This is a genomic window from Bordetella genomosp. 4 (assembly GCF_002261185.1).
Classification (GTDB): Bacteria; Pseudomonadota; Gammaproteobacteria; order Burkholderiales; family Burkholderiaceae_B; genus Bordetella_A.
The window spans coordinates 363,384-388,093 of record NZ_NEVQ01000013.1; the positions used below are offsets into that span (position 1 = coordinate 363,384).

25 protein-coding genes are annotated in these 24,710 nt (G+C 60.3%); 4 read left to right on the plus strand and 21 right to left on the minus strand.

The features are described 5' to 3' along the window. Positions 1–141: 141 nt before the first annotated feature. On the minus strand, positions 142–486 hold the full coding sequence (locus CAL20_RS11985) for an RnfH family protein (protein WP_094821222.1): 345 nt from the start codon (positions 484–486) through the stop codon (positions 142–144). Next, positions 476–910 (minus strand): type II toxin-antitoxin system RatA family toxin, encoded by a 435-nt coding sequence (locus tag CAL20_RS11990; RefSeq protein WP_094821223.1) that lies wholly within the window; start codon positions 908–910, stop codon positions 476–478. Before CAL20_RS11990 ends, CAL20_RS11985 begins: the two co-directional genes overlap by 11 nt. 90 nt (positions 911–1,000) lie before the next feature. On the opposite strand from CAL20_RS11990, the gene smpB reads away from it, so the two are divergent. Further along, positions 1,001–1,468 (plus strand): SsrA-binding protein SmpB, encoded by a 468-nt coding sequence (smpB, locus tag CAL20_RS11995; protein ID WP_094821224.1) that lies wholly within the window; start codon positions 1,001–1,003, stop codon positions 1,466–1,468. A gap of 218 nt (positions 1,469–1,686) precedes the next feature. Here smpB and CAL20_RS12000 read toward each other — a convergent pair whose 3' ends face one another. After that, positions 1,687–2,613 (minus strand): SPFH domain-containing protein, encoded by a 927-nt coding sequence (locus tag CAL20_RS12000; protein WP_094821422.1) that lies wholly within the window; start codon positions 2,611–2,613, stop codon positions 1,687–1,689. 103 nt (positions 2,614–2,716) lie between these two features. Continuing rightward, positions 2,717–3,136: an NfeD family protein gene (locus CAL20_RS12005; protein ID WP_094821225.1), complete on the minus strand. Its 420-nt coding sequence runs from the start codon at positions 3,134–3,136 to the stop codon at positions 2,717–2,719. A gap of 201 nt (positions 3,137–3,337) precedes the next feature. On the opposite strand from CAL20_RS12005, the gene CAL20_RS12010 reads away from it, so the two are divergent. Continuing rightward, entirely contained in the window at positions 3,338–4,126 is a 789-nt protein-coding gene (locus CAL20_RS12010; protein ID WP_094821226.1) for a glutamine amidotransferase, read from the plus strand. A 72-nt stretch (positions 4,127–4,198) separates the two neighbouring features. On the opposite strand, the gene ppsA is transcribed toward CAL20_RS12010, so the two are convergent. Continuing rightward, positions 4,199–6,562 carry a phosphoenolpyruvate synthase gene (gene ppsA / locus CAL20_RS12015; protein ID WP_094821227.1) on the minus strand — a complete coding sequence of 788 codons (2,364 nt, stop codon included), beginning with the start codon at positions 6,560–6,562 and terminating at the stop codon, positions 4,199–4,201. A gap of 156 nt (positions 6,563–6,718) precedes the next feature. Between ppsA and ppsR the strand changes: the two genes are divergently transcribed. Continuing rightward, positions 6,719–7,549 carry a posphoenolpyruvate synthetase regulatory kinase/phosphorylase PpsR gene (gene ppsR, locus CAL20_RS12020; protein WP_094821228.1) on the plus strand — a complete coding sequence of 277 codons (831 nt, stop codon included), beginning with the start codon at positions 6,719–6,721 and terminating at the stop codon, positions 7,547–7,549. A 119-nt stretch (positions 7,550–7,668) separates the two neighbouring features. Here the strand turns inward: ppsR and CAL20_RS12025 are convergent, their stop codons facing one another. The 16 genes from CAL20_RS12025 to rpsB all read right to left on the minus strand — a co-directional run bounded on the left by CAL20_RS12025 (position 7,669) and on the right by rpsB (position 23,427). Continuing rightward, positions 7,669–8,469 carry a TrmH family RNA methyltransferase gene (locus tag CAL20_RS12025; protein ID WP_094821229.1) on the minus strand — a complete coding sequence of 267 codons (801 nt, stop codon included), beginning with the start codon at positions 8,467–8,469 and terminating at the stop codon, positions 7,669–7,671. A 121-nt stretch (positions 8,470–8,590) separates the two neighbouring features. Beyond that, positions 8,591–9,208: a ribonuclease HII gene (gene rnhB, locus CAL20_RS12030; RefSeq protein ID WP_176456498.1), complete on the minus strand. Its 618-nt coding sequence runs from the start codon at positions 9,206–9,208 to the stop codon at positions 8,591–8,593. Beyond that, positions 9,195–10,382 (minus strand): lipid-A-disaccharide synthase, encoded by a 1,188-nt coding sequence (gene lpxB, locus CAL20_RS12035; RefSeq protein WP_094837967.1) that lies wholly within the window; start codon positions 10,380–10,382, stop codon positions 9,195–9,197. The genes rnhB and lpxB overlap by 14 nt, the downstream gene beginning before the upstream one ends. Next, the gene (gene lpxA, locus CAL20_RS12040) at positions 10,379–11,173 is read right to left on the minus strand and encodes an acyl-ACP--UDP-N-acetylglucosamine O-acyltransferase (RefSeq protein ID WP_094821231.1); all 795 of its coding nucleotides are present in this window, start codon (positions 11,171–11,173) and stop codon (positions 10,379–10,381) included. The genes lpxB and lpxA overlap by 4 nt, the downstream gene beginning before the upstream one ends. After that, positions 11,174–11,629 (minus strand): 3-hydroxyacyl-ACP dehydratase FabZ, encoded by a 456-nt coding sequence (fabZ, locus tag CAL20_RS12045; RefSeq protein WP_094821232.1) that lies wholly within the window; start codon positions 11,627–11,629, stop codon positions 11,174–11,176. Between the two features lie 60 nt (positions 11,630–11,689). Beyond that, complete coding sequence (gene lpxD, locus CAL20_RS12050) at positions 11,690–12,844, minus strand: UDP-3-O-(3-hydroxymyristoyl)glucosamine N-acyltransferase (protein ID WP_094837968.1); 1,155 nt, start codon at positions 12,842–12,844, stop codon at positions 11,690–11,692. A gap of 13 nt (positions 12,845–12,857) precedes the next feature. After that, the gene (locus CAL20_RS12055) at positions 12,858–13,418 is read right to left on the minus strand and encodes an OmpH family outer membrane protein (RefSeq protein ID WP_094821234.1); all 561 of its coding nucleotides are present in this window, start codon (positions 13,416–13,418) and stop codon (positions 12,858–12,860) included. A gap of 120 nt (positions 13,419–13,538) precedes the next feature. Further along, complete coding sequence (gene bamA, locus CAL20_RS12060; RefSeq protein WP_094821235.1) at positions 13,539–15,869, minus strand: outer membrane protein assembly factor BamA; 2,331 nt, start codon at positions 15,867–15,869, stop codon at positions 13,539–13,541. Positions 15,870–15,923: 54 nt separating this feature from the next. Continuing rightward, positions 15,924–17,255 carry an RIP metalloprotease RseP gene (gene rseP / locus CAL20_RS12065; protein ID WP_094837969.1) on the minus strand — a complete coding sequence of 444 codons (1,332 nt, stop codon included), beginning with the start codon at positions 17,253–17,255 and terminating at the stop codon, positions 15,924–15,926. A 19-nt stretch (positions 17,256–17,274) separates the two neighbouring features. Further along, positions 17,275–18,474, minus strand: coding sequence for a 1-deoxy-D-xylulose-5-phosphate reductoisomerase (locus CAL20_RS12070; protein ID WP_094837970.1), 1,200 nt, complete (start codon positions 18,472–18,474; stop codon positions 17,275–17,277). Beyond that, positions 18,471–19,328 (minus strand): phosphatidate cytidylyltransferase, encoded by an 858-nt coding sequence (locus tag CAL20_RS12075; RefSeq protein ID WP_094821238.1) that lies wholly within the window; start codon positions 19,326–19,328, stop codon positions 18,471–18,473. Before CAL20_RS12075 ends, CAL20_RS12070 begins: the two co-directional genes overlap by 4 nt. A gap of 17 nt (positions 19,329–19,345) precedes the next feature. Beyond that, positions 19,346–20,110 carry a polyprenyl diphosphate synthase gene (gene uppS, locus CAL20_RS12080; protein WP_094821424.1) on the minus strand — a complete coding sequence of 255 codons (765 nt, stop codon included), beginning with the start codon at positions 20,108–20,110 and terminating at the stop codon, positions 19,346–19,348. A gap of 137 nt (positions 20,111–20,247) precedes the next feature. Further along, positions 20,248–20,808, minus strand: coding sequence for a ribosome recycling factor (gene frr / locus CAL20_RS12085; RefSeq protein ID WP_094821239.1), 561 nt, complete (start codon positions 20,806–20,808; stop codon positions 20,248–20,250). Positions 20,809–20,823: 15 nt separating this feature from the next. Further along, positions 20,824–21,540: a UMP kinase gene (pyrH, locus tag CAL20_RS12090; RefSeq protein WP_094821240.1), complete on the minus strand. Its 717-nt coding sequence runs from the start codon at positions 21,538–21,540 to the stop codon at positions 20,824–20,826. 95 nt (positions 21,541–21,635) lie between these two features. Continuing rightward, positions 21,636–22,514 carry a translation elongation factor Ts gene (tsf, locus tag CAL20_RS12095; protein ID WP_094821241.1) on the minus strand — a complete coding sequence of 293 codons (879 nt, stop codon included), beginning with the start codon at positions 22,512–22,514 and terminating at the stop codon, positions 21,636–21,638. 163 nt (positions 22,515–22,677) lie between these two features. Further along, the gene (rpsB, locus tag CAL20_RS12100) at positions 22,678–23,427 is read right to left on the minus strand and encodes a 30S ribosomal protein S2 (protein WP_094821242.1); all 750 of its coding nucleotides are present in this window, start codon (positions 23,425–23,427) and stop codon (positions 22,678–22,680) included. 387 nt (positions 23,428–23,814) lie between these two features. Here rpsB and map point away from each other — a divergent pair, with 387 nt between their 5' ends. After that, complete coding sequence (gene map / locus CAL20_RS12105) at positions 23,815–24,636, plus strand: type I methionyl aminopeptidase (protein WP_094837971.1); 822 nt, start codon at positions 23,815–23,817, stop codon at positions 24,634–24,636. Positions 24,637–24,710: the final 74 nt, after the last annotated feature.

The window sequence follows — 24,710 nt, forward strand, 5'->3', positions numbered from 1 at the left end:
ACATCCGCCATCCGTCCATTTTGCATGACGTTAACGTAAACGTAAATCTGTAGCCGGTATCTTACGCCGGAATCCAGGGACTATTTTGTCCTGCCGATGACTTTTTCCGCGACAGGCGGCGGGTTCGCTGCGAAACGGGGTCTACAACAATCCAGCTGGGCGCTCGCGGCCGTTGCGTGCCGCCGTGGCCTTGGCGCGGCGGTGATCAGCCCGTCGGCGGCGCGAGACCATGGGATCGAACGTCAGCGGACGATAGATCTCGATCCGATCACCGTCGGCCAATGGCGTCTCGGCCTGGCATTGTTTGCCAAACACGCCCACGCCCTGCCCCCACGGATCCAGCCCGGGAAACCCAGCCTCAAAACCGCTCTCGCGCAGCGCGTCTGCGGCCGTGGCGCCGGCCGGCAATGTCAATTCGCGCAGCCATGTGGCCGTAGGCGTGGGATAACACACGCTGACTCGCAGCACGGCAGGCTTATTCCCCATAGATCGCCTGCGCCCGTTTGGTAAAGGAATCGATAAAACTGGTCGCAATCCGGTTAAAGACCGGGCCCACCACCATTTCCAGGGCGCGGTTGGAAAACGCGTATTCCAGTGTGAACAGGACCTTGCACGCGTCCTCGGCCAGGGCCTGGAATTCCCAGTTGCCCACCAGCATCGAGAACGGGCCATCCACCAGCTCGAGCTGAATCCGGTTGGGGTACTCGTGGGTATTGCGGGTGGTGAAGCGCTGCTTCATCCCCGCAAAACTGATCATCACAGAGGCCTGCATCCCGTGTTCGTCCCGTGACTGGACCTCCGTTCCGCCGCACCACGGCATGAATTCGGGATACTTTTCCACGTCGGCAACGAGGTCGAACATCTGCGCGGCACTATAGGGAACCAGGACAGATCGCTGTACTTTATGCATCGGCTATCGCAAATCGCTAGAATGGTTGGATTTTACCGGTAGCGCAGCTACCGCCGCATTTTTCGCCGGATTACTGCCTGATCAGCCTTTATGAGCATTATCGACAACCGCAAGGCCACCCACGATTATTTCATCGAAGACCGCTACGAGGCCGGCCTGGTCCTGCAAGGCTGGGAGGTCAAGGCGATTCGCGAGGGCCGCGTCCAGCTCAAAGAAAGCTACGTCATCGTGCGCGATGGCGAGCTGTTTTTGCTGGGCATGCATGTCAGCCCCTTGCCTACTGCCTCCACGCACATCCATCCCGACGCCATGCGCACGCGCAAACTGCTGCTCAAAGGCGAGGAAATCAGCAAGCTGATCGGCAAGGTCGAGCAACGTGGCTACACCCTCGTCCCGCTGAATCTGCACTACAAAAATGGACGGATCAAGCTCGATTTCGCGCTGGGCCGCGGCAAGAAGCTTTACGACAAACGCGACAGCTCTCGTGAAAAAGACTGGCAGCGCGAGAAAGAACGCATCATGAAGCACGACACCCGCAGTTCGCGGCGCGACGATTGAACGACGGCTGGCCATCCTGCAGCCTCGCCAAGCCAGATGAGGCTAGACACATCTGTCAGTCGCCACCTTGACCTCGGCGAGACCCTTCTACAGAGGCCTTTGCCGAAACGCGCTCGAGGCTCGTTGAAACTGGCCGTCTGCTGGATACGCAGCGTTCTGACCAAGGCAGGCTGCCACGTCTGAACCAGGCAGTCTGGCGCATCCGGCACAAACCTGTATTACACCGGCTTGCTCGTCTTGACGATCGCCATCGCCGACGCAATCAGGCCGCCGACATCCGACAAATTGGACGGCAGGATCAGGGTGTTGCCTTCCTTGGCGACATTGCCGAAGGCATCGACATAACGCTCGGCGACCTTCAGGTTGACGGCTTCCATGCCGCCTGGCTGACGCACTGCCTCGCCCACTTGTGTGATCGCCTTCGCAGTTGCTTCGGCAATGGCCAGCACAGCAGCAGCCTCGCCCTGGGCCTGGTTGATCTGCGCCTGCTTTTCACCCTCCGAGCGCGCGATGGCGGCTTCCCGTTCGCCGGTCGCGATGTTGATCTGCTCCTGACGGCGGCCTTCGGAGGCTGCGATCAGCGCACGCTTTTCCCGCTCGGCGGTAATCTGAGCTTGCATCGCGCGCAGGATTTCGTTGGGCGGCGTCAAATCCTTGATTTCATAACGCAATACCTTCACCCCCCAGTTCAGCGCGGCCTCATCGAGTGAGGCCACAATCGTGGCGTTGATGAATTCGCGTTCCTCGAAAGTGCGATCCAATTCCAGTTTCCCGATCACCGAACGCAGCGTGGTCTGCGCCAGCTGAGTAATTGCCGAGATGTAGTTGGACGAACCGTACGACGCGCGCATCGGATCCGTTACCTGGAAATAGAGGACACCATCGACCTGCAATTGCGTGTTATCGCGCGTAATGCAGACCTGGCTCGGCACGTCCAGCGGGATTTCCTTGAGCGAATGTTTGTAGGAAACGCGCTCAATAAACGGGATCACAAACCCCGCGCCTGGCGAAAGCACCCGGTCGAACTTGCCCAGCCGTTCGACGACCCAGGCGTGCTGCTGCGGCACGATGGCAATGGCCTTGATGATGATCAACAACGCCAGAACGACCAAGACGATCAGGGCGATAGTGGAAGGTTCGAGCATCATGGAAATGGTCCTGCGTGGGATGAGAGACGACCGCACCCATCGAGGGCGGCCACGAAATCAGACAGACAAGCCTAGACTGTAACGTACTCGGCTATGCGATTCACACCTTGCGCTTCAGCACCAGCCGCGGACCACGGACCTCGCTGATCATGTACAGACCCGGCTCACGCGGTTGACCGGCTGCGAGCTCTGCTTGCCAATGCGCGCCACGATACCAGACGCGTGCAATGCCGGCGTCGGTCCAGCTTTCGACTTCGACAGTCTGGCCGATGTCCAGATGCACATCCGCATTACTCTTCGCATCGACCTCGCGTTTTTTCAGGACGCCGGTACGGCGCAATACAAATAATCCCACCAAAGCCACCACAGCGCATGCCACGAGTTGCCACTCGAAGCCGGCGTCGAACCACGCTACTGCGCCGCCCGCGGCCAGCCCCAGTGCGACCAGCAACAGGTAAAACGTGCCGCTAGCCACCTCACCGATGAGTGCGGCCGCTGCCAGTCCGAACCATATCCACATCATGTGATGCCTTATTTGATAAACCCTGGGTTGGACTCTACCGGCCCATATGCCCTCGGAAGCCAAGGAAGCAAGGGGCATCCCCGCGTCCCCTCTGCAACAGAATATGGCTCGATTGTACGGATTTCTGCGTCATGACGATTTATCATCATGCTGTGTTGACTGCGTTTTGCGCCCAATGGCAAGCCTCTGGATTTCCCAATGAATACTGCTGCCCCCCATTCCGACGGCCTACTGCCCGTCCTGATTCTGCATACCGGTGACCCTGATGAAGTCCTGCGCCAATCGCATGGCGGCTATGCCGACATGATGCGCCATGCTGCCGGACTGTCGCCCGATGCGGTGCACATCGTACGGGTGTATCTGGACGAGGAGCCTCTGGCGCCCTCGGCCTATCGCGCGGCACTGATCACGGGGTCACCTGCCATGGTGACGGACCTCGAGGCCTGGAGCGAGCGCACGGCCGCGTGGATACGGCAGGCAGCAGCCGAGAGCCTGCCTATGTTCGGCGTATGCTACGGCCATCAATTGCTGGCGCATGCGCTCGGGGGCGTAGTGGACTACAACATCAAGGGCCGCGAACTTGGAACGCAAACCATAGAGTGCTTGCCAGATGCGACAGGCGATGCCTTGATGACGGGTTTGCCCACCCGCTTTCCTGCCCAATTGCTGCACGCACAAAGCGTCACGCAGTTACCCCCCGGTGCCGTCGCGCTGGCCCGCTCAGATATGGATCCTCATCAATTGATCCGCCTGGCGCCCGCGATCTATTCCACGCAATTCCATCCAGAATTCGGGCCTGAGTTCATGCGCGATCATCTGCAGCAGTATCAGACCGCATATGGCCGCGAAGGGCTCGATACCGCCGCCCTCAGCGCTGCCTTGGGGCCGACACCCACGGCGGCTAGCCTGGTGCGACGATTTCTAGGACTGTGCCAGCGTACGTCCATGCGATCGCCTCAAAACACCGGCCATATCCAAGCAAAGTAACGCCCAAGGCGAAAAAAAGCCCTGCATTCTTTGAATGCAGGGCTTTTGCTATGACGAGCTGTTCCAGCCAGATTACTTAGCCAGACGCTGCCACGTATCGACCACCGTGTCCGGATTCAACGACATGGACAGAATGCCTTCGTCCTTGAGCCACTGAGCGAAATCGGGATGGTCGCTGGGGCCTTGGCCGCAGATACCGACGTACTTGTTGGCGGCCAGGCAAGCCTTGATCGCACGGCTCAGCATGAACTTCACCGCATCATCACGCTCGTCGAAGTCGGCGGCCAACAGCTCCATACCGGAGTCGCGATCCAGGCCCAGCGTCAACTGCGTCATGTCGTTCGAACCGATCGAGAAGCCGTCGAAATGTTCCAGGAACTGGTCGGCCAACAAGGCATTGGACGGGACTTCGCACATCATGATGAGCTTCAGGCCGTTTTCGCCGCGAGCCAAGCCATGGGCGGCCAGCAGGTCCACCACGCGCTTGGCCTGGCTGACCGTACGCACGAACGGCACCATGATCTCGACGTTGGTCAGGCCCATTTCGTCGCGCACTTTCTTGAGCGCCTCGCATTCCATGCGGAAGCACTCGGCAAAGTCGGCAGCGATATAGCGCGACGCGCCGCGGAAACCCAGCATGGGGTTTTCTTCCTCAGGCTCGTAACGCGAACCGCCCACCAGCTTGCGATATTCGTTGGACTTGAAGTCCGACATACGCACGATGACCGACTTGGGCCAGAACGCGGCGGCGATGGTGGCGATGCCTTCAGCGAGCTTTTCGACAAAGAAAGCGCGCGGGCTGGCATAGCCGCGGGCAGCCGATTCGACCGCCTTTTTCAGCTCGGCATCGACATTCGGGTAATCCAGCACGGCCTTCGGGTGAATGCCGATGTTGTTGTTGATGATGAACTCCAGGCGAGCCAGGCCCACACCCGAGTTGGGGATTTGCGCGAAATCGAAAGCCAGCTGAGGATTACCGACGTTCATCATGATCTTGACGTCGATCGGCGGCATTTCGCCGCGGCGGACCTCTTCGACTTCGGTTTCGATCAGACCGTCGTAAATGCGGCCCTCGTCACCCTCGGCGCACGACACGGTCACGGCCTGGCCTTCTTTCAGGACATCGGTCGCTTCTCCGCAGCCCACCACAGCCGGGATACCCAGTTCACGCGCAATAATGGCCGCGTGGCAGGTACGGCCGCCACGGTTGGTCACGATGGCCGAGGCGCGTTTCATGACCGGTTCCCAGTTAGGGTCGGTCATGTCGGTCACCAGCACATCGCCGGGCTGCACACGATCCATTTCAGAAATGTCGGCCACGACGCGCACGGGGCCGGAGCCGATTTTCTGGCCGATAGCACGGCCGGTGATCAGGACCTGGCCGGTAGCTTTCAGGCGATAGCGCTGCTGGACGTCGTTGCCGGTTTGCTGCGATTTCACCGTTTCGGGGCGAGCTTGCAGAATGTAGATTTTGCCATCCACGCCGTCACGGCCCCACTCGATATCCATCGGGCGCTTGTAGTGCTTTTCGATGATGACCGCGTAGCGCGCCAATTCAGAGACCTCATCATCGGTCAACGAATAACGGTTGCGCTCGGATACCGGCACATCCACTGTGCGTACGGCACGGCCTTCGGGGCGCTCGGGATCGAATTCCATCTTGATCAGCTTGGAGCCGATACGGCGGCTGACGATGGGATAGTGACCCTTTTCCAGCGTAGGCTTGAACACGTAGAACTCGTCGGGGTTCACGGCGCCCTGCACCACGGTTTCGCCCAGGCCATAGGAAGAGGTGATAAACACCACGTCTTGGAAGCCCGATTCGGTGTCGATGGTGAACATCACGCCGGCGCTGCCCTTGTCAGAGCGCACCATGCGTTGCACGCCCGCCGACAACGCGACTTCGGCGTGAGCATAGCCTTTGTGCACGCGATAGGAGATCGCACGGTCGTTGTACAACGACGCGAACACGTGGCGAATCTTGTCCAGCACGTCGTCAATACCGACGACATTCAGGAAGGTTTCCTGTTGGCCCGCGAACGAGGCATCAGGCAAATCCTCGGCCGTTGCGGACGAACGCACAGCGAACGAACCCTTGCCGTCAGCATCCAGCGCGGCAAAGGCCGTGCGGATCTGCTGCTCGAATTCGGGCGAGAACGGAGCATCGACGATCCATTGGCGGATCTCGGCGCCAGCCGTCGCCAGCTCGCGAACGTCTTCGGGGTTCAGCGTGCTGAGTCGCGTGGCAATGCGCGCATCCAGACCAGAGGCTTTGAGGAAATCACGGAAGGCTTCAGCAGTCGTAGCAAAACCGCCCGGTACGCGGACACCCGCGCCGGACAGCTGACTGATCATTTCACCTAGTGATGCGTTCTTACCTCCTACCGAGTCCACATCCGTCATGCGGAGCTGCTCGAACGAAACGACGTACGACATTTAAGTCACCTTTTACAATAGAGAAAGCGAGTTTGGTCAAAACATCACGATGCGCTGACCAAACCAGCCTGAGACCGCTCTTGGGGTGACTGATTGGGGTCGAATTGTACCCGGTCGGGCACTCCAGCCCTCCACTTTGGTTGGAATATTTTACATATGGCTTCGTCCCCTATCGAACGTACTGTCTACATCGTCTCGGACAGCACCGGCATCACCGCAGAAACATTCAGTCACTCTGTGTTGTCCCAATTTGAGCAAGTACGCTTCAAGCCGATCCGCCTGCCCTTTATCGACACACTGGAAAAAGCCCGGGAAGTCGCCGAGCGCATCGACCGCAACGCCAATGAAACCGGCCTGCCGCCTATTGTCTTCAGCACGCTGGTCGACCCCCACAGCATGGAATGCGTCCGCCGCGCCAATGGAATTTTTCTGGACCTTTTTGGCACCTTCGTCGGACATATCGAGCAGGCTTTGGGGATGAAATCCAATCATTCCGTCGGCCGTTCCCATATGGCGGCCAACTCTGAGCAGTACCGGAACCGGATTGATGCCATCAATTTCAGCCTGGCACATGACGACGGGCAGTTCATCAACCAATTGGACCAGGCCGATGTCATCCTAGTCGGCGTGTCCCGCTGTGGCAAGACGCCGACCAGCCTGTATCTGGCCATGCAGTACGCCATCAAAGCCGCCAATTTCCCGCTGACGCCCGACGATTTCGAGCGGGGCACGCTGCCCTCGACGGTGGCGCCGCATCGATCCAAGCTGTTTGGCCTCTCGATTCAGCCTGAACGCCTGTCCGAGGTCCGCAACGAACGCCGTCCCAACAGCCAGTACGCGACGTTGGAACAATGCCGCTACGAAGTGGCCGAGGCCGAGCGCATGATGCGCCGCGAAGGGATTTCCTGGTTATCCACGACGACAAAGTCCATCGAGGAAATCGCCACGACGGTCATGCAAGAGGTGGGCCTGGATAGATCGAATTAGACCGTCGTATGGAGGGCCGGCCATTCATGCAAGGACGCGAGCGCGGCATACGAGGCCTGTTTAGATAGCCCACATCACTCAGGCACTCCGTTCAAACCGTCGCAGGGAATCGCATCTGGTCAGCTCCGGCCGCGTGGAGCCGTTCCCTGGCGGCGCTGTTCAAACAGACACAGCGCCGTTGCCACGCCTACGTTCAAAGACTCCACCAAGGGGGCGTGGTCAATGCGTACCCGTAGCGTGGCGACAGACTGCAAGTCGGACGAAACGCCCTGCCCCTCGTGGCCGAATACCCAGGCGCATGCCTTTGGCAACGCAGTTGCATAGAGCTCCTGGGCGTTTTCCAACGTCGTCACCGCCAATGGCACATCCAGACGATCCACGCAGGCCATCAGATCCACCTGTTCGTGTATGGACAGCGCAAAATGCGCACCTTGGCCGCCACGCAGCACTTTGGGCGACCAGGCCGCCGCGCAGCCCGGCGACAGCAACACGCGAGACACGCCTGCGGCCGCGCATATCCGCAAAATCGTGCCGACGTTGCCCGGGTCCTGCACCCGGTCTAGCCATACCATGGACTCGTCCAAGCGCACAGGCAGCGTTGGCGACGGCGGATCGACAATGAACAGCACGCCCTGACCGGTTTCAACGGTCTCCAGATGCTTCAAAAGCTGCGGCGTCAACGCCAAAATTTGCCGCTCGGGCAGGACCGCCTGTACGGCAGCCAGCAACGCCGACAGTTCCGGACGGTCCAGCCGGTCCGCATCGAATACCGCCAAGGCCGGCGTCGTTGACGACGCCAACCAGGCCTGACACAAATGCACGCCCTCCAGGATCGCGTTTTCGCCACGACGCCCGGCATGCTGGGCCAGACGCTGCAATTGCTTGAATTGAGGATTGTCGCGGGACGCGATGTGTTTCATGGCAGAGATAGAGGGTGCAATACGCGGTGCACGATACCCGTGCGAAGAACGCCATTAAATCGAATTAAATGCAATTCAGCCTGCACCGCACGAGCGGGAAATCCTCGAGGTAAACAGTATCTTACGGTGCCGGCATCAACAGCTCGCGCACGGGCGCAAAACTGCGCCGGTGTTCCGCGCAGGGCCCATGTTCGCGCAGCCGCGTCAAGTGCAACGCAGTGCCGTAGCCCTTGTGCTGATCAAAACCGTACTGTGGATACTGTGCATGCAAGCGCAACAAATCAGCGTCACGAGCTGTTTTCGCCAGAATGGAGGCTGCCGAGATGGCCGGCACCAGCGCATCCCCCTTGATCACGGTTTGCACCGTACAGCGGAGCTTTGGCGCCTGGTTGCCATCGACCATGGCCACCTGCGGCGCATGAGCCAGCCCTTCGACGGCGCGCTGCATGGCCAAAAGTGTCGCCCGCAAAATGTTCAAGTTGTCGATTTCATCGACACTGGCACTGGCAACGCACCAACTCAATGCGTATTCCTGGATCTCTATGGCCAGCGCCTCGCGGCGGACTGCGGTGAGCACCTTGGAGTCGGCCAAGCCGTCGATGGGCCTGGCGGGATCCAGAATCACGGCAGCTGCGTATACAGCCCCTGCGAGCGGCCCGCGGCCGGCCTCGTCGACGCCGGCCATCGTCACGCCCGAAAAATCCGGCGTGGTGCAGGCAAAAAGGCTATGTTGATCCATGGGCCACATCGAGAATTGCGCGCGCCGCCAAGCTCGCCGTATCGCGCGTCAGATCGTGATGCATGGCGGTAAAACGCGAGTATATGCGTGCGGCATGGGCCTCGTCCGTCAGGGCAGCCCAGGTCGTCTCAGCCAGCTTATCCGGCGTAGCATCGTCCTGCAATAGCTCCGGCACGGCGAAATCCCGCAGCAGCACGTTAGGCAGCCCCACCCAGGGCAGATACGGCCGTTGCTGGCCGGATTTCCAAGCCATGATGCGGCGCATCCAGGGGGACAAATAATACGAAATAACCATGGGGCGCTTGAATAGCGCTGCCTCCAGGGTGGCCGTGCCACTGGCCACCAGCACCGCATCGCTGGCCTCAAGCGCTGTCCAGGCCACCGGTGCACTGCCTGCTGCTGTCAGATCATCGGCAGTCACACAGCGCAGCCCCGGGACCGGATATTGCGCCAAAATGGCGTCGAATTCCTGACGGCGCTGGGCATTGACCATGGGCACGATGCATATCAGACTGGGATCCCGCCGGCGCAGTTGTTGCGCCGCCTGCAGAAAACGCGGTGCGAGAATGCGGATCTCCGACGAGCGGCTGCCTGGCAAGATTGCCAAGACACGCGCATTGTCATCCAGGCCCAGACGGAGGCGTGCCGCCGCACGGTCGGGTTGCATCGGAATGGCGTCAGCCAAGGGATGCCCGACATAGGTTACCGGGATGCCTTCTTTGCGGTACAGGTCTTCCTCGAAAGGAAACAGCACCAGCATGTGCGACACCGCCTCGCGGATCTTGTGTATACGCTCGTAACGCCACGCCCAGATCGACGGGCCGACGAAATGCACGGTAGGCGTCCCCGCCTGGCGCAGCTGCAATTCGAGCTTCAGATTGAAATCCGGCGCGTCCACCCCAACGAACACTGAGGGCGGTTTGGACAGCCAGCGACGCTTGACGTCACCGTAGGTTCGTAACAACCCAGGCAGGCGTTTGAGGGCGTCCACATAGCCAAATACCGTCAGCGCATGCATGGGATGCCAGGCCTCGAAGCCGGCCGCATCCATGGCGGGCCCGCCTATGCCTTGGCAATGTAAATCGGACGATGCCTGATGCAGGCCGGTAATGACACGGCTGGCCAGCAGGTCACCCGAAGGCTCACCTGCCACCATGCCGACAGTAGTGGTCATGGCCGGATGATGCCCCGGTTCGAGGCATCAAAGAAATCCAGCAAGACCTGCAACGCCTCGGTCGCATCAGGATGCGACTGCTGGCGAGCGCGCAGCTCTGCGCGCGCCTCGTCCAACGACAACCCACGGCGGAAAACGATCTTGTATGCCTCTCGCAGGCTGGAAATCACCGACGCGCTGAAACCGCGACGGCGCAAGCCCTCGACATTAACGCCCACGGGTCGGCAAGGATTGCCGGCGCCCAACACAAAAGGCGGCATGTCCTGCATCAGCGAGCTATTGCCCCCAGTCATGCTGTGCGCCCCGATCTTGCTGAACTGGTGCACCCCGGTCAGTCCGCCCACAATGGCCCAGTCGCCGACGTGGACGTGACCGCCCAGTTGTACTGAGTTGGCCAGAATGGTGTTGTTGCCGAGATGGCAATCGTGCGCAACGTGCACGTAGGCCATGATCCAGTTGTCGTTGCCCATGGTGGTCACGCCACCGTCCTGGACCGTGCCCGTATTGAACGTGGTGAATTCCCGGACCGTATTACGGTCGCCAATCACTAGACGCGTGGGTTCTGCGGCGTATTTCTTGTCCTGCGGCATGCCGCCGATCGAACAAAACCGGTAAAACCGGTTATCTCGGCCTATCGTCGTCACGCCGTCGATCACGCAGTGAGGGCCGATCTCCGTCCCAGCACCGATAGTGACATCCGGGCCAACGACGCTATACGGCCCGATCCGCACGCTGCTGTCGATCTGAGCGCCCGGGTCGACCAAGGCGGTGGGATGGATATTTCCTGACATTTACGCTTCCAGGCTACGGATGGCGCACATGAGCTTGGCCTCGGCCACAACCTGGCCGTCCACCAGTGCACGCCCTTGGTATTTACAGATGGCGCGGCTGAGCCGTTCAGCCTGCACTTCCAGACGCAATTGGTCGCCGGGCACCACGGGGCGGCGGAAACGCGCCTCGTCAATGCCTACCAGGTAATAGGCCGTCTTGGCACTATCGCATTTCAGGCCGCCGTCGTCATCTGTGAAAGAAAACAGCGCCGCCGCTTGAGCCATGGCTTCGGTGATCAACACACCGGGCATCACAGGATGATGCGGGAAATGGCCTTCGAAGAAAGGCTCATTGATCGACACATTTTTTATGGCGACGATGGATTTGCCCGGCACGATTTCCAGCACGCGGTCAATGAGCAGCATCGGATAGCGATGCGGCAAGCGCTCCATGATCGCCTTGATGTCGAGTTCCATTTCGTAAAGATTCCTACCGTATTGAATGATGACGCCATCGCCGCGAGCCGCGGCGACAGGTCAGGCTTTTTCGAGTGCCCGCAGCCGGCGGCGCAGCTGCGACAGTTGTTGTATCACGGCGGCGTTACGTTGCCACTGGCCGTGTTCAGCGTAAGGATACACGCCAGTGTAACGGCCCGGCTGAGAAATGCTGGAGGTCACCGCCGTTCCCCCCGAAATATGAACGTCATCGGCCAGCGTCAGATGCCCGGACAGCATGGCTGCGCCAGCGATGGTACAGCGCGCGCCGATGACCGTCGAGCCGGCAATGCCCACGCAGGCGGCCACCGCGGTATGGGCGCCGATACGCACGTTGTGCGCCACCATGATCTGGTTATCGAGCTTGACGCCGTCACCGATATCGGTGTCCTCGAGAGCGCCGCGATCGATCGTGGTATTCGCGCCGATCTCGACGTCGTCGCCGATGCGCACCCCGCCCAATTGAGCGATTTTCCCCCATGCGCCCTTGCCAAGCGTCGGGTCCGGCGCGAAACCGAAACCGTCGGCGCCGAGCACGACCCCACTGTGCACGATGGCGCGCGCGCCGATGCGAACGTTGGCGTACAAGGTCACCCGGGCGTAAAGCATGCAGTCCGGCCCAACCGTGGAGCCCTGGCCTATCACGCATCCCGGCCCGAGCGTAGAGCCGCGCCCAATACGAGCGCCCGCCTCGACCACACAATGCGGACCGATACGCACGTCATCCTCGATGACGGCGTCGGGTGCCACCACCGCCAGCGGATGCACGCTGGCAGGCTGTTTCGGGTGGCGAGCGGCGTCGAACCACTGCGCTAGACGCGCGTAAAGCAGATAAGGATGCGCACACACAACCCGGATACACGAGGGGCCGTCCGCGCCTGCCGACATGGCCTGAGCCACATCCGGCGTGACGATGACGGCCGCAGCTCGCGTACCAGCCAACTGGCTCTGGTAGCGCGGATTGCTTAGAAAAGAGATTTCTTCCGGACCGGCCGACGCCAGCGTGCCGATGCCCCGGATACGGGGCAGCGCCGCGCGCAACGCGGCGGCATCACCCTGATCCGTATCGCCGAGAGCGATACTTTTGACATCCCCCGCCGCGCCCGTCTCGATACGCAGGTCCAGCCCTTGGGTATTCACCGAAGCCAGCAGCGCATCCAGGGCGGGTGCGCGGGCGGTATCCAACAGGATCGGCATGCGACCTCGGCGATTATTTGCCGAGCGCCTGAATCACCTTGTCGGTGATGTCGATACGCGGGTTGACCGTCACGGCGTCTTGCACGATCAGGTCGTAGTTTTCTTGTTCCGCAATTTTCTTGATGGCTTGATTAGCCTTGGTCACGATAGAGGAGAACTCCTCGTTGCGACGGCGGTTGAAGTCCTCTTGGAACTCACGGCGCTTGCGCTGCAGATCGGTATCCAGGCGCGACAAGTCACGTTGGCGGTTGACACGATCCGTCTCGGACAGCACTGGGGAGTCTTTGTCGAATTTTTCAGCCTGGCTGCGCAGACTGCTGCTCAGGCGCTGCAGCTCGTCATCGCGTCGTTTGAATTCCGACTCGATCTTGCTTTGTGCCGTCTTGGCAGGGCCGGATTCGCGCAGGATACGTTCGGTATTCACGAAGCCGATCTTGGTGCCTTGTGCATGCGCAGGCAGCGTCACGGCGGAGCCGAGGAACAGCGCACCCGCCAGGGCCAGCGTACCGCGCAGTTTGCCGGCGCGCTGGATGCGCGACGGGCTCGAGGTTTTGAGTGCGAAATCAGACATCATGAAAATCTCACCTTCCAATGAGGTAAAGCAAAACTGCTATTGTGCCACTAATCGAGCAAATACCGCGTTGCGGCGTCTTGCGAGTGTGATTATGCGTAACCTTTCTGGCCGCAGCACTGTTTAGAAACCAGTACCAATCTGGAACTGGAACGATTGCAAATCGTCACCCGACTTGGAATTGAGCGGACGGGCGTAAGACAACTGCAGCGGTCCCAGCGGAGACTGCCACGACAGGCCGATACCTGCCGAGAAGCGCCAGCCGCAAGGATCTTCGACCTCGCTACCCGGCTCGCCACCCGTGCATCGCATTCCGCTGCCCGCCGAGACCTGGCCCGCGTCAGCAAACAGGAACCAGCGCAGCGTACGGTCTTTGGATGCGCCGGGGAAAGGCAGATACAACTGCGCGTTACCGACGATACGACGCGCACCGCCCAGGTAATCGCCCGTGAGCGAGTCACGCGGACCCAGCGAGGAACCGTCGTAACCACGTACCGTCCCGATACCGCCCGCATAGACGTTCTTGATGACCGGGAAGTCCTTGCTGCCGTAGCTGAAGCCGTAATCCACCATGCCGTTGAAGGCCAGTGTGTAACTACGGCCCAACGGAACATAGTACTGCTGCTGAGCGGTCAGCATGTAGTACTGCAGGTCCATGGTAGAGACGTCAGCCTTCAGGCGGGTGTACGAACCCTTGGTCGGCGCCAGCGCGCTATCACGTGTGTCCTTGGACCAGCCGGCGTTGAAGATCAGCGCATTCGTGCTGTCGCCATACTCATCGACGAAATCGCGGTAGGCTTGCGGCGAGTTGTCGTACAGATCAATCTGGTTGTGCTCGAACGTGCCGCCCAGGAAGATCCGGTCGTATTCCGAAATCGGCACACCAAAGTTCATCCCCAGACCCATGGCCTTGACGCGGTAATCGCCATCGTTACCGTCCCAGGGCTCCGTCACGCGGTAGTACGCCGACGTAGTGCGGCTGATGCCGTCCTTGGTGAAATACGGATCCGTGTGCGACAGCACGACCGCGCGATTGCTCTTGCTGGTGTTGAATTGCAGGGTCAGGTTGGTGCCGCTGCCGAACACGTTGTCTTCGCTGATCCCGGCCGACAGAATGGCTTTTTCAGACGAACCGTAACCCACACCAAGGTTGATCATCCCGGTAGGCTTTTCTTTGACGTCCACGTTGACGTCGACCTGGTCAGGCGATCCCGGAACCGGATCCGTCGAAACGTTGACCTCATTGAAATAGCCCAGGCGGTCAATACGGTCGCGGGAGATCTTCAGATCGCCCGAGTCGTACCAGGCGGCTTCTTCTTGGCGCATTTCACGGCGCACCACCTCGTCGCGGGTACGGGTGTTGCCGCCGATCTGGATGCGGCGCACATAGACACGGCGGCTGGGATCGACGTAGAACGTCACATCGGCCTCGTGTTTGGCACGGTCCAGCGTCGGGTTCGGGTTGACGTTGGCAAAGGCGTAACCCAACTCGCCCAGATAATCCGTGATCGCCTTGGACGAATCGTTTGCCTGAGCCGCCGAGAAGGTCTCGCCTTCTTTGACTTGCACGAGATTCCTGATTTCGGAATCCAGGCCCAGCAGGTTGCCGGCAAGCTTCACGCTGCGAACCTTGTAAGGCTCACCCTCATGAATGGTGACCGTGATGTAGATGTCTTTGCGATCGGGGGAAATCGTGACCTGCGGCGGCTCGACCGAGAATTCCAGGTAACCCTGATCCAGGTAGAACGAACGCAGCGTCTCGATATCGCCTTCTAGTTTCTCGCGGGAATACTTGTCCGAATTGGTGTACCAGGTCAGCCAGCCGGGCGTCGACAACTGGAACAGATCCAGCAGGTCGCCTTCGGAAAAGGCCTTGTTGCCCACGACGCTGATCTGGCGGATCTTGGCGACCTCGCCTTCGAACACGTCAAAGCTTACGCCCACACGGTTGCGCGGCAGCGGCGTCACGGTCGCAGTGACCTCGACACCGTATTTGCCCTTGCTCAGATATTGTTCCTTGAGCTCGAACTCGGCGCGTTCCAGCATCGACTGGTCAAATACGCGGCCCTCGCCAAACCCCACTTGCATAAGCGATTTAGTGATGGCCTTGGAGTCGAACTCGCGCATACCGTTGAAGGTCACGGAAGCGATCGTGGGACGCTCCTGCACGACCACAACGACCACGTCGTTGTCCGTCTCGATTTTGACGTCACTGAAAAAACCCGTGCTATACAGGCGGCGGATGGCTTCGGTGGCTTCGGCCTCGGTGAATTGCTGGCCGACTTTGACGGGCATATAGCCGAACACCGTGCCCGCGTCCGTACGTTGAATGCCCTCGACGCGGATATCCCGCACGACAAAAGGTTCGAACGCATGAGCTAGCGCCGGCATGAGAAGCGCGGCAAGCAGGCCCGGCATCAAGCCCTTTTTGTGATGAAACATCCGAGAAAACATGTGCTTGGCTATCCTAGGTCGAGCAAATGGCGAAAGATTTTATTCTATTGCCTGTCATGTGAACAGGCGGGCGAAATCATTAAACAAGGCGAGCCCCATCAACCCTGCCAACACACCGATACCGGCGCGCTGCCCGATGTCTATCCATCGGTCGGGCGGAGGACTGCCTCGTACAATTTCGACGAGATAGTACAGCAGATGACCACCATCCAGCATGGGGATCGGCAACAAGTTCAATACACCCAGGCTGATACTGATGAGCGCCAGATAGGCAATATAGGCTGCAAAGCCGATACGTGCGGTCTGTCCAGCGTAGTCTGCGATGGTGACGGGACCGCTGATATTGCGCCAGGAAACCTCGCCGATCACCATGCGGCCCATCATGCGCAGTGACAGCCATGCGGTATCCCACGTGCGCACAGCCGCGTGACCAATGCTTGCAAACACACCGTAACGTACCGTCACCATGGGGAGGTCTCCCCCCAGCTGCACACCGATACGCCCGATGGTCTGGCCATCTACGGTTTCTGCTCGCGGCACGACGGTTACTGATTGCTCGCTCCCATTGCGAACCATGGTCAATGCCAGCGGTTGGCCCGCATGCTGCTGAATGATCTGCACCAGTTGCGCGGTATCGGGATCGATCAGATCGCCCGCGCGAATGATGCGGTCGCCGTCTATCAAGCCGGCACGCTCGCCTTCGCTGCCCGCCACCACACCGCGCACGATAGGCTTGGGCTGAGCCAGCCGCAATCCTGCATCTGCCAGAGGATCACCCTGCTGGGGATCCATCCCGCTGCCGGTCACCTGCAATACGCGGTGCTGAGTCGCCCCGTCGGACGTGCGGACCTCAACCTGTGCCTGTCCGCCCGTGGACAGCACGTCAATCAGATGCCAACGCGCGTCATTCCACGAGACGACCGGACTGCCATCGATGGCCACGATCTGATCGCCGCCATGAAACCCTGCCCGGCCGGCCGGTGTCTCGGTGGCAGGAGGCGCGATGATAGGCGCGGGTTCTTCAGTACCTGCGAGATTCAAGCCGGCATATAACGCCACGGCCAAAATCAGATTGAATACCGGCCCTGCCGCAACAATGGCGATACGGCGGCCCACCGGTTGGGTATTGAAAGATTGTGCCGCCTCTGCGCGAGTCGCCCCGGCTGGCGGGTCGTCCTGCATCTTGACGTAGCCGCCCAATGGAATCGCCGACAGCGCCCATTCGGTGCCATGCTTGTCGCGCCGGCGCAGCAGTACCGGGCCAAAGCCGACGGAAAACCGCAACACGCGCACCCCACACAGCCTCGCCACCCAGTAATGACCCAGCTCGTGAAATGTGATCAGGATGCCCAGGGCGACGATGAAAGCAAGCAGGGTAAAAAGCATGTGTCGATAGGCGAGAGAATCAGGCTAAGCCGAGATTACCGGTGTAGGCCCGTATTTCAGTATCGAGCGCCAACACATCGGCCAGATTATTGAGCGTAACAGAAGACTGTCGTTGCTGCCATTCCACGGCGGCGGCAATCACCCTCGGAATCCACGTATAACGCAGGCGCCCCGCCAAGAACGCCTCGACCGCGATTTCATTGGCAGCGTTCAGCGCAATACAGGCCCCCTGCCCGCGGCGCAAAGCGTCAAATGCCAGGCCCAGGCACGGGAAACGGTCCAGGTCTGGCGTTTCGAATTCCAGACGCCCGCATCGGGCCAGGTCCAAGGGGCTGACGCCGCTCGCCAAGCGATCCGGAAAACCCAGGCCATAGGCAATCGGGGTGCGCATATCGGGCTGTCCCAACTGCGCGAGCACCGAGCCGTCGTCATATTCCACCATCGAATGCACCACGCTTTGCGGGTGTATCAGGACCTCGATGCGCTCCGCAGGCATGGCAAACAGCCAATGTGCTTCAATGACCTCCAGCCCTTTGTTCAGCATGGTGGCCGAATCGACGGAGATCTTGCGTCCCATGCTCCAGTTGGGATGCGCGCAGGCCTGATCGGGGGTGACGTCGTGCAGATCCTCGGGGTCCTGACGCCGGAACGGCCCACCTGAAGCGGTCAACAGCAAGCGCCGCACGCCGCGCGCCGGCTCAGTCGGCGCGCCGGCGTGTTGCCCTTGAGGCAGGCATTGAAAAATGGCGTTGTGTTCGCTATCGATCGGCAGCAGCTCGGCGCCATTCTCGCGGACTGCCTGCATGAACAGGCCGCCTGCCGCTACCAGCGCCTCTTTATTGGCCAATAAGATCCGTTTGCCCGCCCGGGCCGCGGCCAACGCCGACGGCAAGCCTGCCGCGCCAACGATGGCAGCCATCACGGTATCGCATTCGGCATCTGCGGCGGTATCCGCCAGGGCCTGGGCCCCCACCCGGATTTCCGGCGCGGACTGTCCAGCCGGCCATGCGGCCAGAAAGCGGCGGCGCGCCGCGTCGTCCGGCACGACGACCACAGCCGCCCGGCTTGCCAAGGCTTGTTGGGCCAGACGTTCCATGCGGCTGTGCGCAGACAAGGCATACACCGCCAACCGGTCCGGATGGCGGGCAATCACATCCAGCGTGCTTTCACCGATAGATCCCGTAGCGCCGAGAACGGCAACGCGTTGAAAACGGCTCAAGACAACACTCCAGACAGCAATAAGGCAAATGGCGCCACCGGCAGGATCGCATCGATGCGGTCATAGACACCGCCATGCCCTGGCAACAGGCCACTGGAATCCTTGCGGCCGGCGCGGCGCTTGAGCAGCGATTCGAACAGATCGCCCACAATAGAGATGACGCCCAATAACATCGCGGCAAGCAAAGCCAGCGGCAGAGACAAACGTCCGATCAGCACCTGGCCAAAGCTGCCTTCCCAAAAACTCGATATCCAGACCCAGATGGCGGCGCCCGCGACGCCGGCTACGGCGCCAGCAATGGTCTTTCCGGGGCTGACCTTAGGGGCCAGTTTACGCTTGCCGAACGCCCGGCCGGCAAAATAGGCTGCAATGTCCGCGACCCACACCAGCGCCAACAAGGACACGACAAACCATGCGCCGTGCGTCATAAAGGCCAATGCCAATACCGACCATGCAGCAAAAATGGCCGGAACGCTAAATATCGACCAAAGGACACTGGCAGGCGGCGCATCGGATCGTCCGCGCACCACGGCTGCCGTGGCACCTACCAGCCATATCAGCGCCACGACGGGCACCAAGCCCTGAACGACCGCCTCACGCAGCGCGCCGCTATCAGGCATGCCATATAGCCAGGCCCAGCTTGCATATAGCATCACGGCCAGCAGCGCCAACGCTATCACAACGCTCAATACGCGAGCCGCCGGTGCTGCGATGGTCAACCGCAGCCATTCCCAGCATGCGCACGCCGCCCCTATCGCCAACAACACCATGAACCACCAGGGATTTCCCACAGACAGCGTCAGGGCCAGCACGGCCAGCAACACGACGGCGGTGATAACGCGTTGAACGAGCATAGATATCTCCGGTGGCCTCAGCGCGCCGCGTCTTCGCGCAATTGTGCGCTAGTACGGCCAAAACGGCGTTCGCGGGTGCGGTACCACTCGAAAGCTGCCTCGAGTTCATCAGCCCCGAAATCAGGCCAGTAATGATCGGTGAAGTACAGCTCGGTGTACGCCAATTGCCAAATCAGAAAATTGGAAATGCGTTGTTCGCCGCCAGTGCGGATAAACAAATCGGGCTCTGGCGCCCAGGACATGGACAAGTGGTTGCTCAGATGCGTTTCGTCGATGCGCTGCGGATCATTGGCCAACTCAGGGTGCTGGGCAAGCATGGCGCGCGTTGCCTGCAATACGTCCCAGCGTCCGCCGTAATTGGCGGCCACGGTCAGATGCAAGCGATCATTATGGGCTGTGCGGGCCTGCGCATCAGCGATCAATGACTGCAGCCGCGGCTCGAAATGCGACAGATCGCCGACCACATGCAGGCGTACACCCTGATCGTTGAGCTTGTCGACCTCGCGTTCCAGCGCCTGCACAAACAGGCGCATAAGCAGGGATACCTCTTCGACGGGCCGCCTCCAGTTCTCGGAGCTGAAGGCAAACAACGTCAGATAACGCACCCCACGCCGCCCGCAAGCCTCCACCACGCGCCGCACAGCCTGTACGCCCTTGGCGTGCCCGGCGGTACGCGGTAAATGCCGGCGCGTCGCCCAGCGGCCGTTGCCGTCCATGATGATGGCAACGTGCTGTGGAACTGCCTGCGTGGCGGGAATCGCCTGGGTGGAACTGATTGCCATGTAGGAAACAAGTCGGGCCGCCAGGGCCTTATGTAAGCTGAAAATCAAAAAAATCACGCCGCCACACCAGCACCGTGCCGGCCATGCAGCAGCGGTACGGCGCAAGCGGCGCGCGTGCGAACAATATCCTGACCCGATTATACGGTCATGATCTCCGCTTCTTTCGTGGAGACCAATTTGTCGATCTCTGTAACGTTACGATCGGTGAGCTTTTGCACCTCGTCCTGGGCGCGACGCTCGTCGTCCTCGGAGATTTCCTTGTCTTTGACAAGCTTCTTGAGCGACTCGTTAGCCTCGCGACGCAGGTTGCGCACGGCGATCTTGGCATCCTCGCCCTCGCTCTTGACCACTTTGGTCAGATCACGACGGCGCTCTTCGGTCAGAGCCGGCATCGGGACACGGATGGTTTCGCCCATCGAAATGGGGTTCAGGCCCAGGTCCGACTCACGGATGGCCTTCTCGATCACTGCGGCCATGGGCTTTTCGTAAGGCTGCACGCTGATGGTACGTGCGTCGACCAGGTTCACGTTGGCGACTTGGCTGACAGGAACCGGCGAACCGTAGTATTCGACCTGAACGTGATCCAGGATGCCCGTATGGGCACGGCCCGTACGAATCTTGGACAGGTTGACTTTCAGCGTTTCCAGCGACTTGGCCATGCGGGTTTCGGCCGATTTGCGGACTTCTGCGACGCTCATGAAAATATCCTTTGCTTAAACGTGTACCAACGTGCCTTCGTCTTCGCCACTGACGACACGCTTGAGTGCGCCGGACTTATTGATCGAAAACACTTTCAGGGGCAGTTTCTGGTCGCGGCAAAGCGCGAACGCCGTCGCATCCATGACTTCGAGGCGGCGCACGATGGCCTCGTCGAAGCTGATGCGGGTGTAACGCGTCGCCGTCGGGTCTTTGTTGGGATCGGCGCTATAGATGCCGTCGACCTTGGTGGCCTTCAACACGATTTCAGCGCCAATTTCGGCACCGCGCAACGCGGCAGCCGTGTCGGTCGTGAAAAACGGATTGCCCGTACCCGCCGCGAAAATCACGACCTTGCCTTCTTCGAGGTAACGCAGGGCCTTGGGACGGATGTAAGGCTCGACGACCTGATCGATATTCAGGGCCGACTGCACACGAGCGTCGACACCTTTGTTTTTCAGCGCGTCCTGGAGGGCGAGCGCGTTCATGATGGTCGCCATCATGCCCATGTAGTCGGCCGTGGCGCGATCCATGCCCTGGGCGCCGGGCGCAACGCCACGGAAAATATTGCCACCGCCAATCACGATGGCCAGTTCGACGCCTAGCGCCGAGACTTCTGCAATTTCATCGGTCATGCGCACGATGGTGCTGCGATTGATGCCAAAAGCATCATCGCCCATCAGCGCCTCGCCGGAAAGTTTGAGAAGAACCCGTTTGTATGATCTGCTGCTCATAGGTGATGTCCCAGGGAACGATCCGACGAAAGTGTAAGACAAGAAATAGGGCCGGACTAGATGTTTATCTAGCCGGCCCTGGGTACTACGACTACTTAGGCGCGGCCAGCGGCGGCTGCGGCAACTTCAGCGGCGAAGTCGCTGGTCTTTTTCTCGATGCCCTCGCCTACGACGAACAGCACGAATTGGCTGATCGAGGCGCTCTTTTCCTTGAGCATCTGTTCAACCGATTGCTTGTCGTTCTTGACGAAGGGCTGCGACAGCAGCGTAACTTCTTTCAGGAACTTCTGCACCGAACCCTCAACCATCTTGGCGACGATTTCGGCAGGCTTGCCGGACTCGGCGGCCTTTTGTTCGGCAACCGAACGCTCGGCAGCGATGTCAGCGGCGGCGACGCCTTCGGCGTTCAGGGCCTTGGGCTTGGTCGCAGCGATGTGCATGGCGAGGTCTTTACCGATTTCTTCGGCGCCCGTGTATTCAACCAGCACGCCGATCCGGCCGCCGTGCACATAGCTGGCCAGTGCGTTGGGGGTCTCGATGCGCTGGAAACGGCGTACGGAGATGTTTTCACCGATCTTGCCGACCAGGGCGGTACGGGTGGTGTCAACGGTACCTTCGCCCAGGGGCAGCGCCGACAAGGCAGCCACATCGGCGGGATTTTGTGTGGTGACCAGCTCGGCCAGCTTGTTCACAAAAGCGACGAAGTCGTCGTTCTTGGCAACGAAGTCGGTTTCGCAGTTGACTTCGATGACAGCGCCTTGCTTGGCGTCAGCCGAGATGAACAGGCCGATCAGGCCTTCGGCCGTCACGCGGGCGGCAGCCTTGCTGGCCTTGTTGCCCAGCTTGACGCGCAGGATTTCTTCGGCACGGGCCAGATCGCCTTCGGCTTCGGTCAGGGCCTTCTTGCACTCCATCATGGGCGCGTCGGTTTTCTCACGCAGTTCCTTGACGAGGGCGGCGGTAATTTCAGCCATGATTGCTCCAATTTCGCTTAGACATGCCCCGGTCGCACCGGGACATATGGTTTGATTCGACAAGACGCCCGCTTTCGGCGGGCATGAGACGGGAGCCCGTCTCGAGACGTCCGACGGCGGTTGTAACAGACCAGGCTGTCACAAACCACCACCGGATCAGGCATTAGGCCTGGTTGTCCTGCACTTCGACGAACTCTTCCGAACCTTCGCCGGCTTCTTCGACGATGCCGTTCAGGTTCTGTTCGCGGCCCTCGAGGACGGCGTCAGCGATGCCCTTGGCGTACAGCGCGATGGCCTTGGCCGAGTCGTCGTTGCCGGGGATGATGTAGTCCACGCCTTCGGGCGAGTGGTTGGTATCAACCACGGCGACCACGGGGATACCCAGCGTGCGGGCTTCGGCGATGGCGATCTTGTGGTAGCCAACGTCGATCACGAACAGCGCGTCGGGCAGACCGTTCATGTCCTTGATGCCGCCGATGGACTTGTTCAGCTTGTCCAGTTCGCGTTGGAACAGCAGGCCTTCTTTCTTGATCATGCGCTCGGCGCCGCCTTCGGCGACGACGGTTTCCATGTCTTTCAGGCGCTTGACCGAGGTCTTGACCGTCTTGAAGTTGGTCAGCATGCCGCCCAACCAGCGAGCGTCGACGTAGGGCATGCCGCAACGGGCGGCTTCGGTAGCGACCAGTTCGCGAGCGGCGCGCTTGGTGCCAACGAACAGGATGTTGCCGCCACGGGCAGCCAGTTGTTTCACGAACTTGGTGGCTTCTTGGTATTTCGCCACGGTCTGTTCGAGGTTGATGATGTGAATCTTGTTACGGTGACCGAAGATGTACGGGGCCATCTTGGGGTTCCAGTAACGGGTCTGGTGACCAAAGTGGACACCGGCTTCCAGCATTTCGCGCATGAGGGACATAATGTTCTCCGAGGGTTGGTTCTTGCGTTACGCCTGTACCGGCCCGTGCATGACACGGCTGGCACCCTGGGTGGCATAACGCGCGATTTTTCGATGGCCACCTGGCCACCGAAATGGTCTAGCCCTGAACCCGGCCGGCCGATCACCACAGCAAAACACCCGCTATGGAGAACAAACCCAGACGACCGTAGCAGCATAGGGCCTACAATGCATCTCAAAGTAGACCCGGCCACCGGCAACACTTCGGCCCCCTCGCGATCACGAGCGCTATATAGATAGCAGCGATCAGCAGGCGGTTAACCCAAGCATTGCCCCCGGTTTTCAGGCAAGCCTATAATTCTACTATCTTTCTATCCACTTACTCAAGCCAAAGACACTTCGCCATACATGGGACTCGTTACCAACCCCGCCGATCTGGACAAAATGCGCGCCGCCTGCCGGGACGCCGCCAAAATCCTCGATTTCATCACCCCTTACGTCAAACCAGGTGTCACCACGGGTGAACTGGACCGTTTGTGCCTGGAATATCTGACTGACGAGCTCAAGGTGAAATCGGCGACGGTGGGCTACGCGCCTCCTGGATATCCGCCCTTTCCCGGCGCGATCTGTACCTCGGTCAACCACCAGATCTGCCACGGCATTCCGGGCGACAAAGTCCTGAAGAACGGCGATTCGCTCAATATCGACGTCACCATCATCAAGGACGGCTGGTTCGGCGATACCAGCCGCATGTACCACGTAGGCGAGCCCAGCATCCAGTCCCGCCGCCTGGCCGAGGTGACTTTCGAGTGCATGTGGAAAGGCATCCAGCAGGTGCGCAATGGCGCCACGCTGGGCGATATCGGCCATGCGATTCAAAAACATGCCGAATCCAACGGCTATTCCGTGGTGCGCGAATACTGCGGCCACGGTGTCGGCCGCCGCTTTCACGAAGACCCCCAGGTTCTGCACTATGGCAAGCCCGGTACGGGCGTGCCGCTGGTGACCGGGATGATTTTCACCATCGAACCGATGATCAACGCCGGCCGCCGCGAAATCCGCCAGTTGTCCGATGGCTGGACGGTCGTCACCCGCGATCACAGTCTGTCGGCACAATGGGAACATGCCGTGCTGGTCACGGACACGGGCTACGAAGTCTTGACCTTGTCGGCGGGCGTGCGCCAACCGCCCGACTTCATCGCCGACCGGCTCGTATTGCCGACGGCCTGATCGCCGGCGTGGCATGATCAAGGGCGCCTCGTGCGCCCTGCTCACCAGCTCTGTATCGGGTGCCAGCCACATGC

Coding starts and splice junctions, on each gene's coding strand:
- fabZ (WP_094821232.1), bottom strand. CDS start 11,629: ATGGAACTCGACATCAAGGCGATCATGGAGCGCTTGCCGCATCGCTAT.
- CAL20_RS12010 (WP_094821226.1), top strand. CDS start 3,338: ATGAATACTGCTGCCCCCCATTCCGACGGCCTACTGCCCGTCCTGATT.
- bamA (WP_094821235.1), bottom strand. CDS start 15,869: ATGTTTTCTCGGATGTTTCATCACAAAAAGGGCTTGATGCCGGGCCTG.
- CAL20_RS12025 (WP_094821229.1), bottom strand. CDS start 8,469: ATGAAACACATCGCGTCCCGCGACAATCCTCAATTCAAGCAATTGCAG.
- CAL20_RS12075 (WP_094821238.1), bottom strand. CDS start 19,328: ATGCTCGTTCAACGCGTTATCACCGCCGTCGTGTTGCTGGCCGTGCTG.
- lpxD (WP_094837968.1), bottom strand. CDS start 12,844: ATGCCGATCCTGTTGGATACCGCCCGCGCACCCGCCCTGGATGCGCTG.
- frr (WP_094821239.1), bottom strand. CDS start 20,808: ATGAGCGTCGCAGAAGTCCGCAAATCGGCCGAAACCCGCATGGCCAAG.
- CAL20_RS12000 (WP_094821422.1), bottom strand. CDS start 2,613: ATGCTCGAACCTTCCACTATCGCCCTGATCGTCTTGGTCGTTCTGGCG.
- rseP (WP_094837969.1), bottom strand. CDS start 17,255: ATGCTTTTTACCCTGCTTGCTTTCATCGTCGCCCTGGGCATCCTGATC.
- rnhB (WP_176456498.1), bottom strand. CDS start 9,208: ATGGATCAACATAGCCTTTTTGCCTGCACCACGCCGGATTTTTCGGGC.
- CAL20_RS11985 (WP_094821222.1), bottom strand. CDS start 486: ATGGGGAATAAGCCTGCCGTGCTGCGAGTCAGCGTGTGTTATCCCACG.
- CAL20_RS12055 (WP_094821234.1), bottom strand. CDS start 13,418: ATGATGTCTGATTTCGCACTCAAAACCTCGAGCCCGTCGCGCATCCAG.
- CAL20_RS12005 (WP_094821225.1), bottom strand. CDS start 3,136: ATGTGGATATGGTTCGGACTGGCAGCGGCCGCACTCATCGGTGAGGTG.
- lpxA (WP_094821231.1), bottom strand. CDS start 11,173: ATGTCAGGAAATATCCATCCCACCGCCTTGGTCGACCCGGGCGCTCAG.
- smpB (WP_094821224.1), top strand. CDS start 1,001: ATGAGCATTATCGACAACCGCAAGGCCACCCACGATTATTTCATCGAA.
- map (WP_094837971.1), top strand. CDS start 23,815: ATGGGACTCGTTACCAACCCCGCCGATCTGGACAAAATGCGCGCCGCC.
- tsf (WP_094821241.1), bottom strand. CDS start 22,514: ATGGCTGAAATTACCGCCGCCCTCGTCAAGGAACTGCGTGAGAAAACC.
- CAL20_RS11990 (WP_094821223.1), bottom strand. CDS start 910: ATGCATAAAGTACAGCGATCTGTCCTGGTTCCCTATAGTGCCGCGCAG.
- rpsB (WP_094821242.1), bottom strand. CDS start 23,427: ATGTCCCTCATGCGCGAAATGCTGGAAGCCGGTGTCCACTTTGGTCAC.
- lpxB (WP_094837967.1), bottom strand. CDS start 10,382: ATGACCACTACTGTCGGCATGGTGGCAGGTGAGCCTTCGGGTGACCTG.
- ppsR (WP_094821228.1), top strand. CDS start 6,719: ATGGCTTCGTCCCCTATCGAACGTACTGTCTACATCGTCTCGGACAGC.
- ppsA (WP_094821227.1), bottom strand. CDS start 6,562: ATGTCGTACGTCGTTTCGTTCGAGCAGCTCCGCATGACGGATGTGGAC.
- pyrH (WP_094821240.1), bottom strand. CDS start 21,540: ATGAGCAGCAGATCATACAAACGGGTTCTTCTCAAACTTTCCGGCGAG.
- uppS (WP_094821424.1), bottom strand. CDS start 20,110: ATGGCAATCAGTTCCACCCAGGCGATTCCCGCCACGCAGGCAGTTCCA.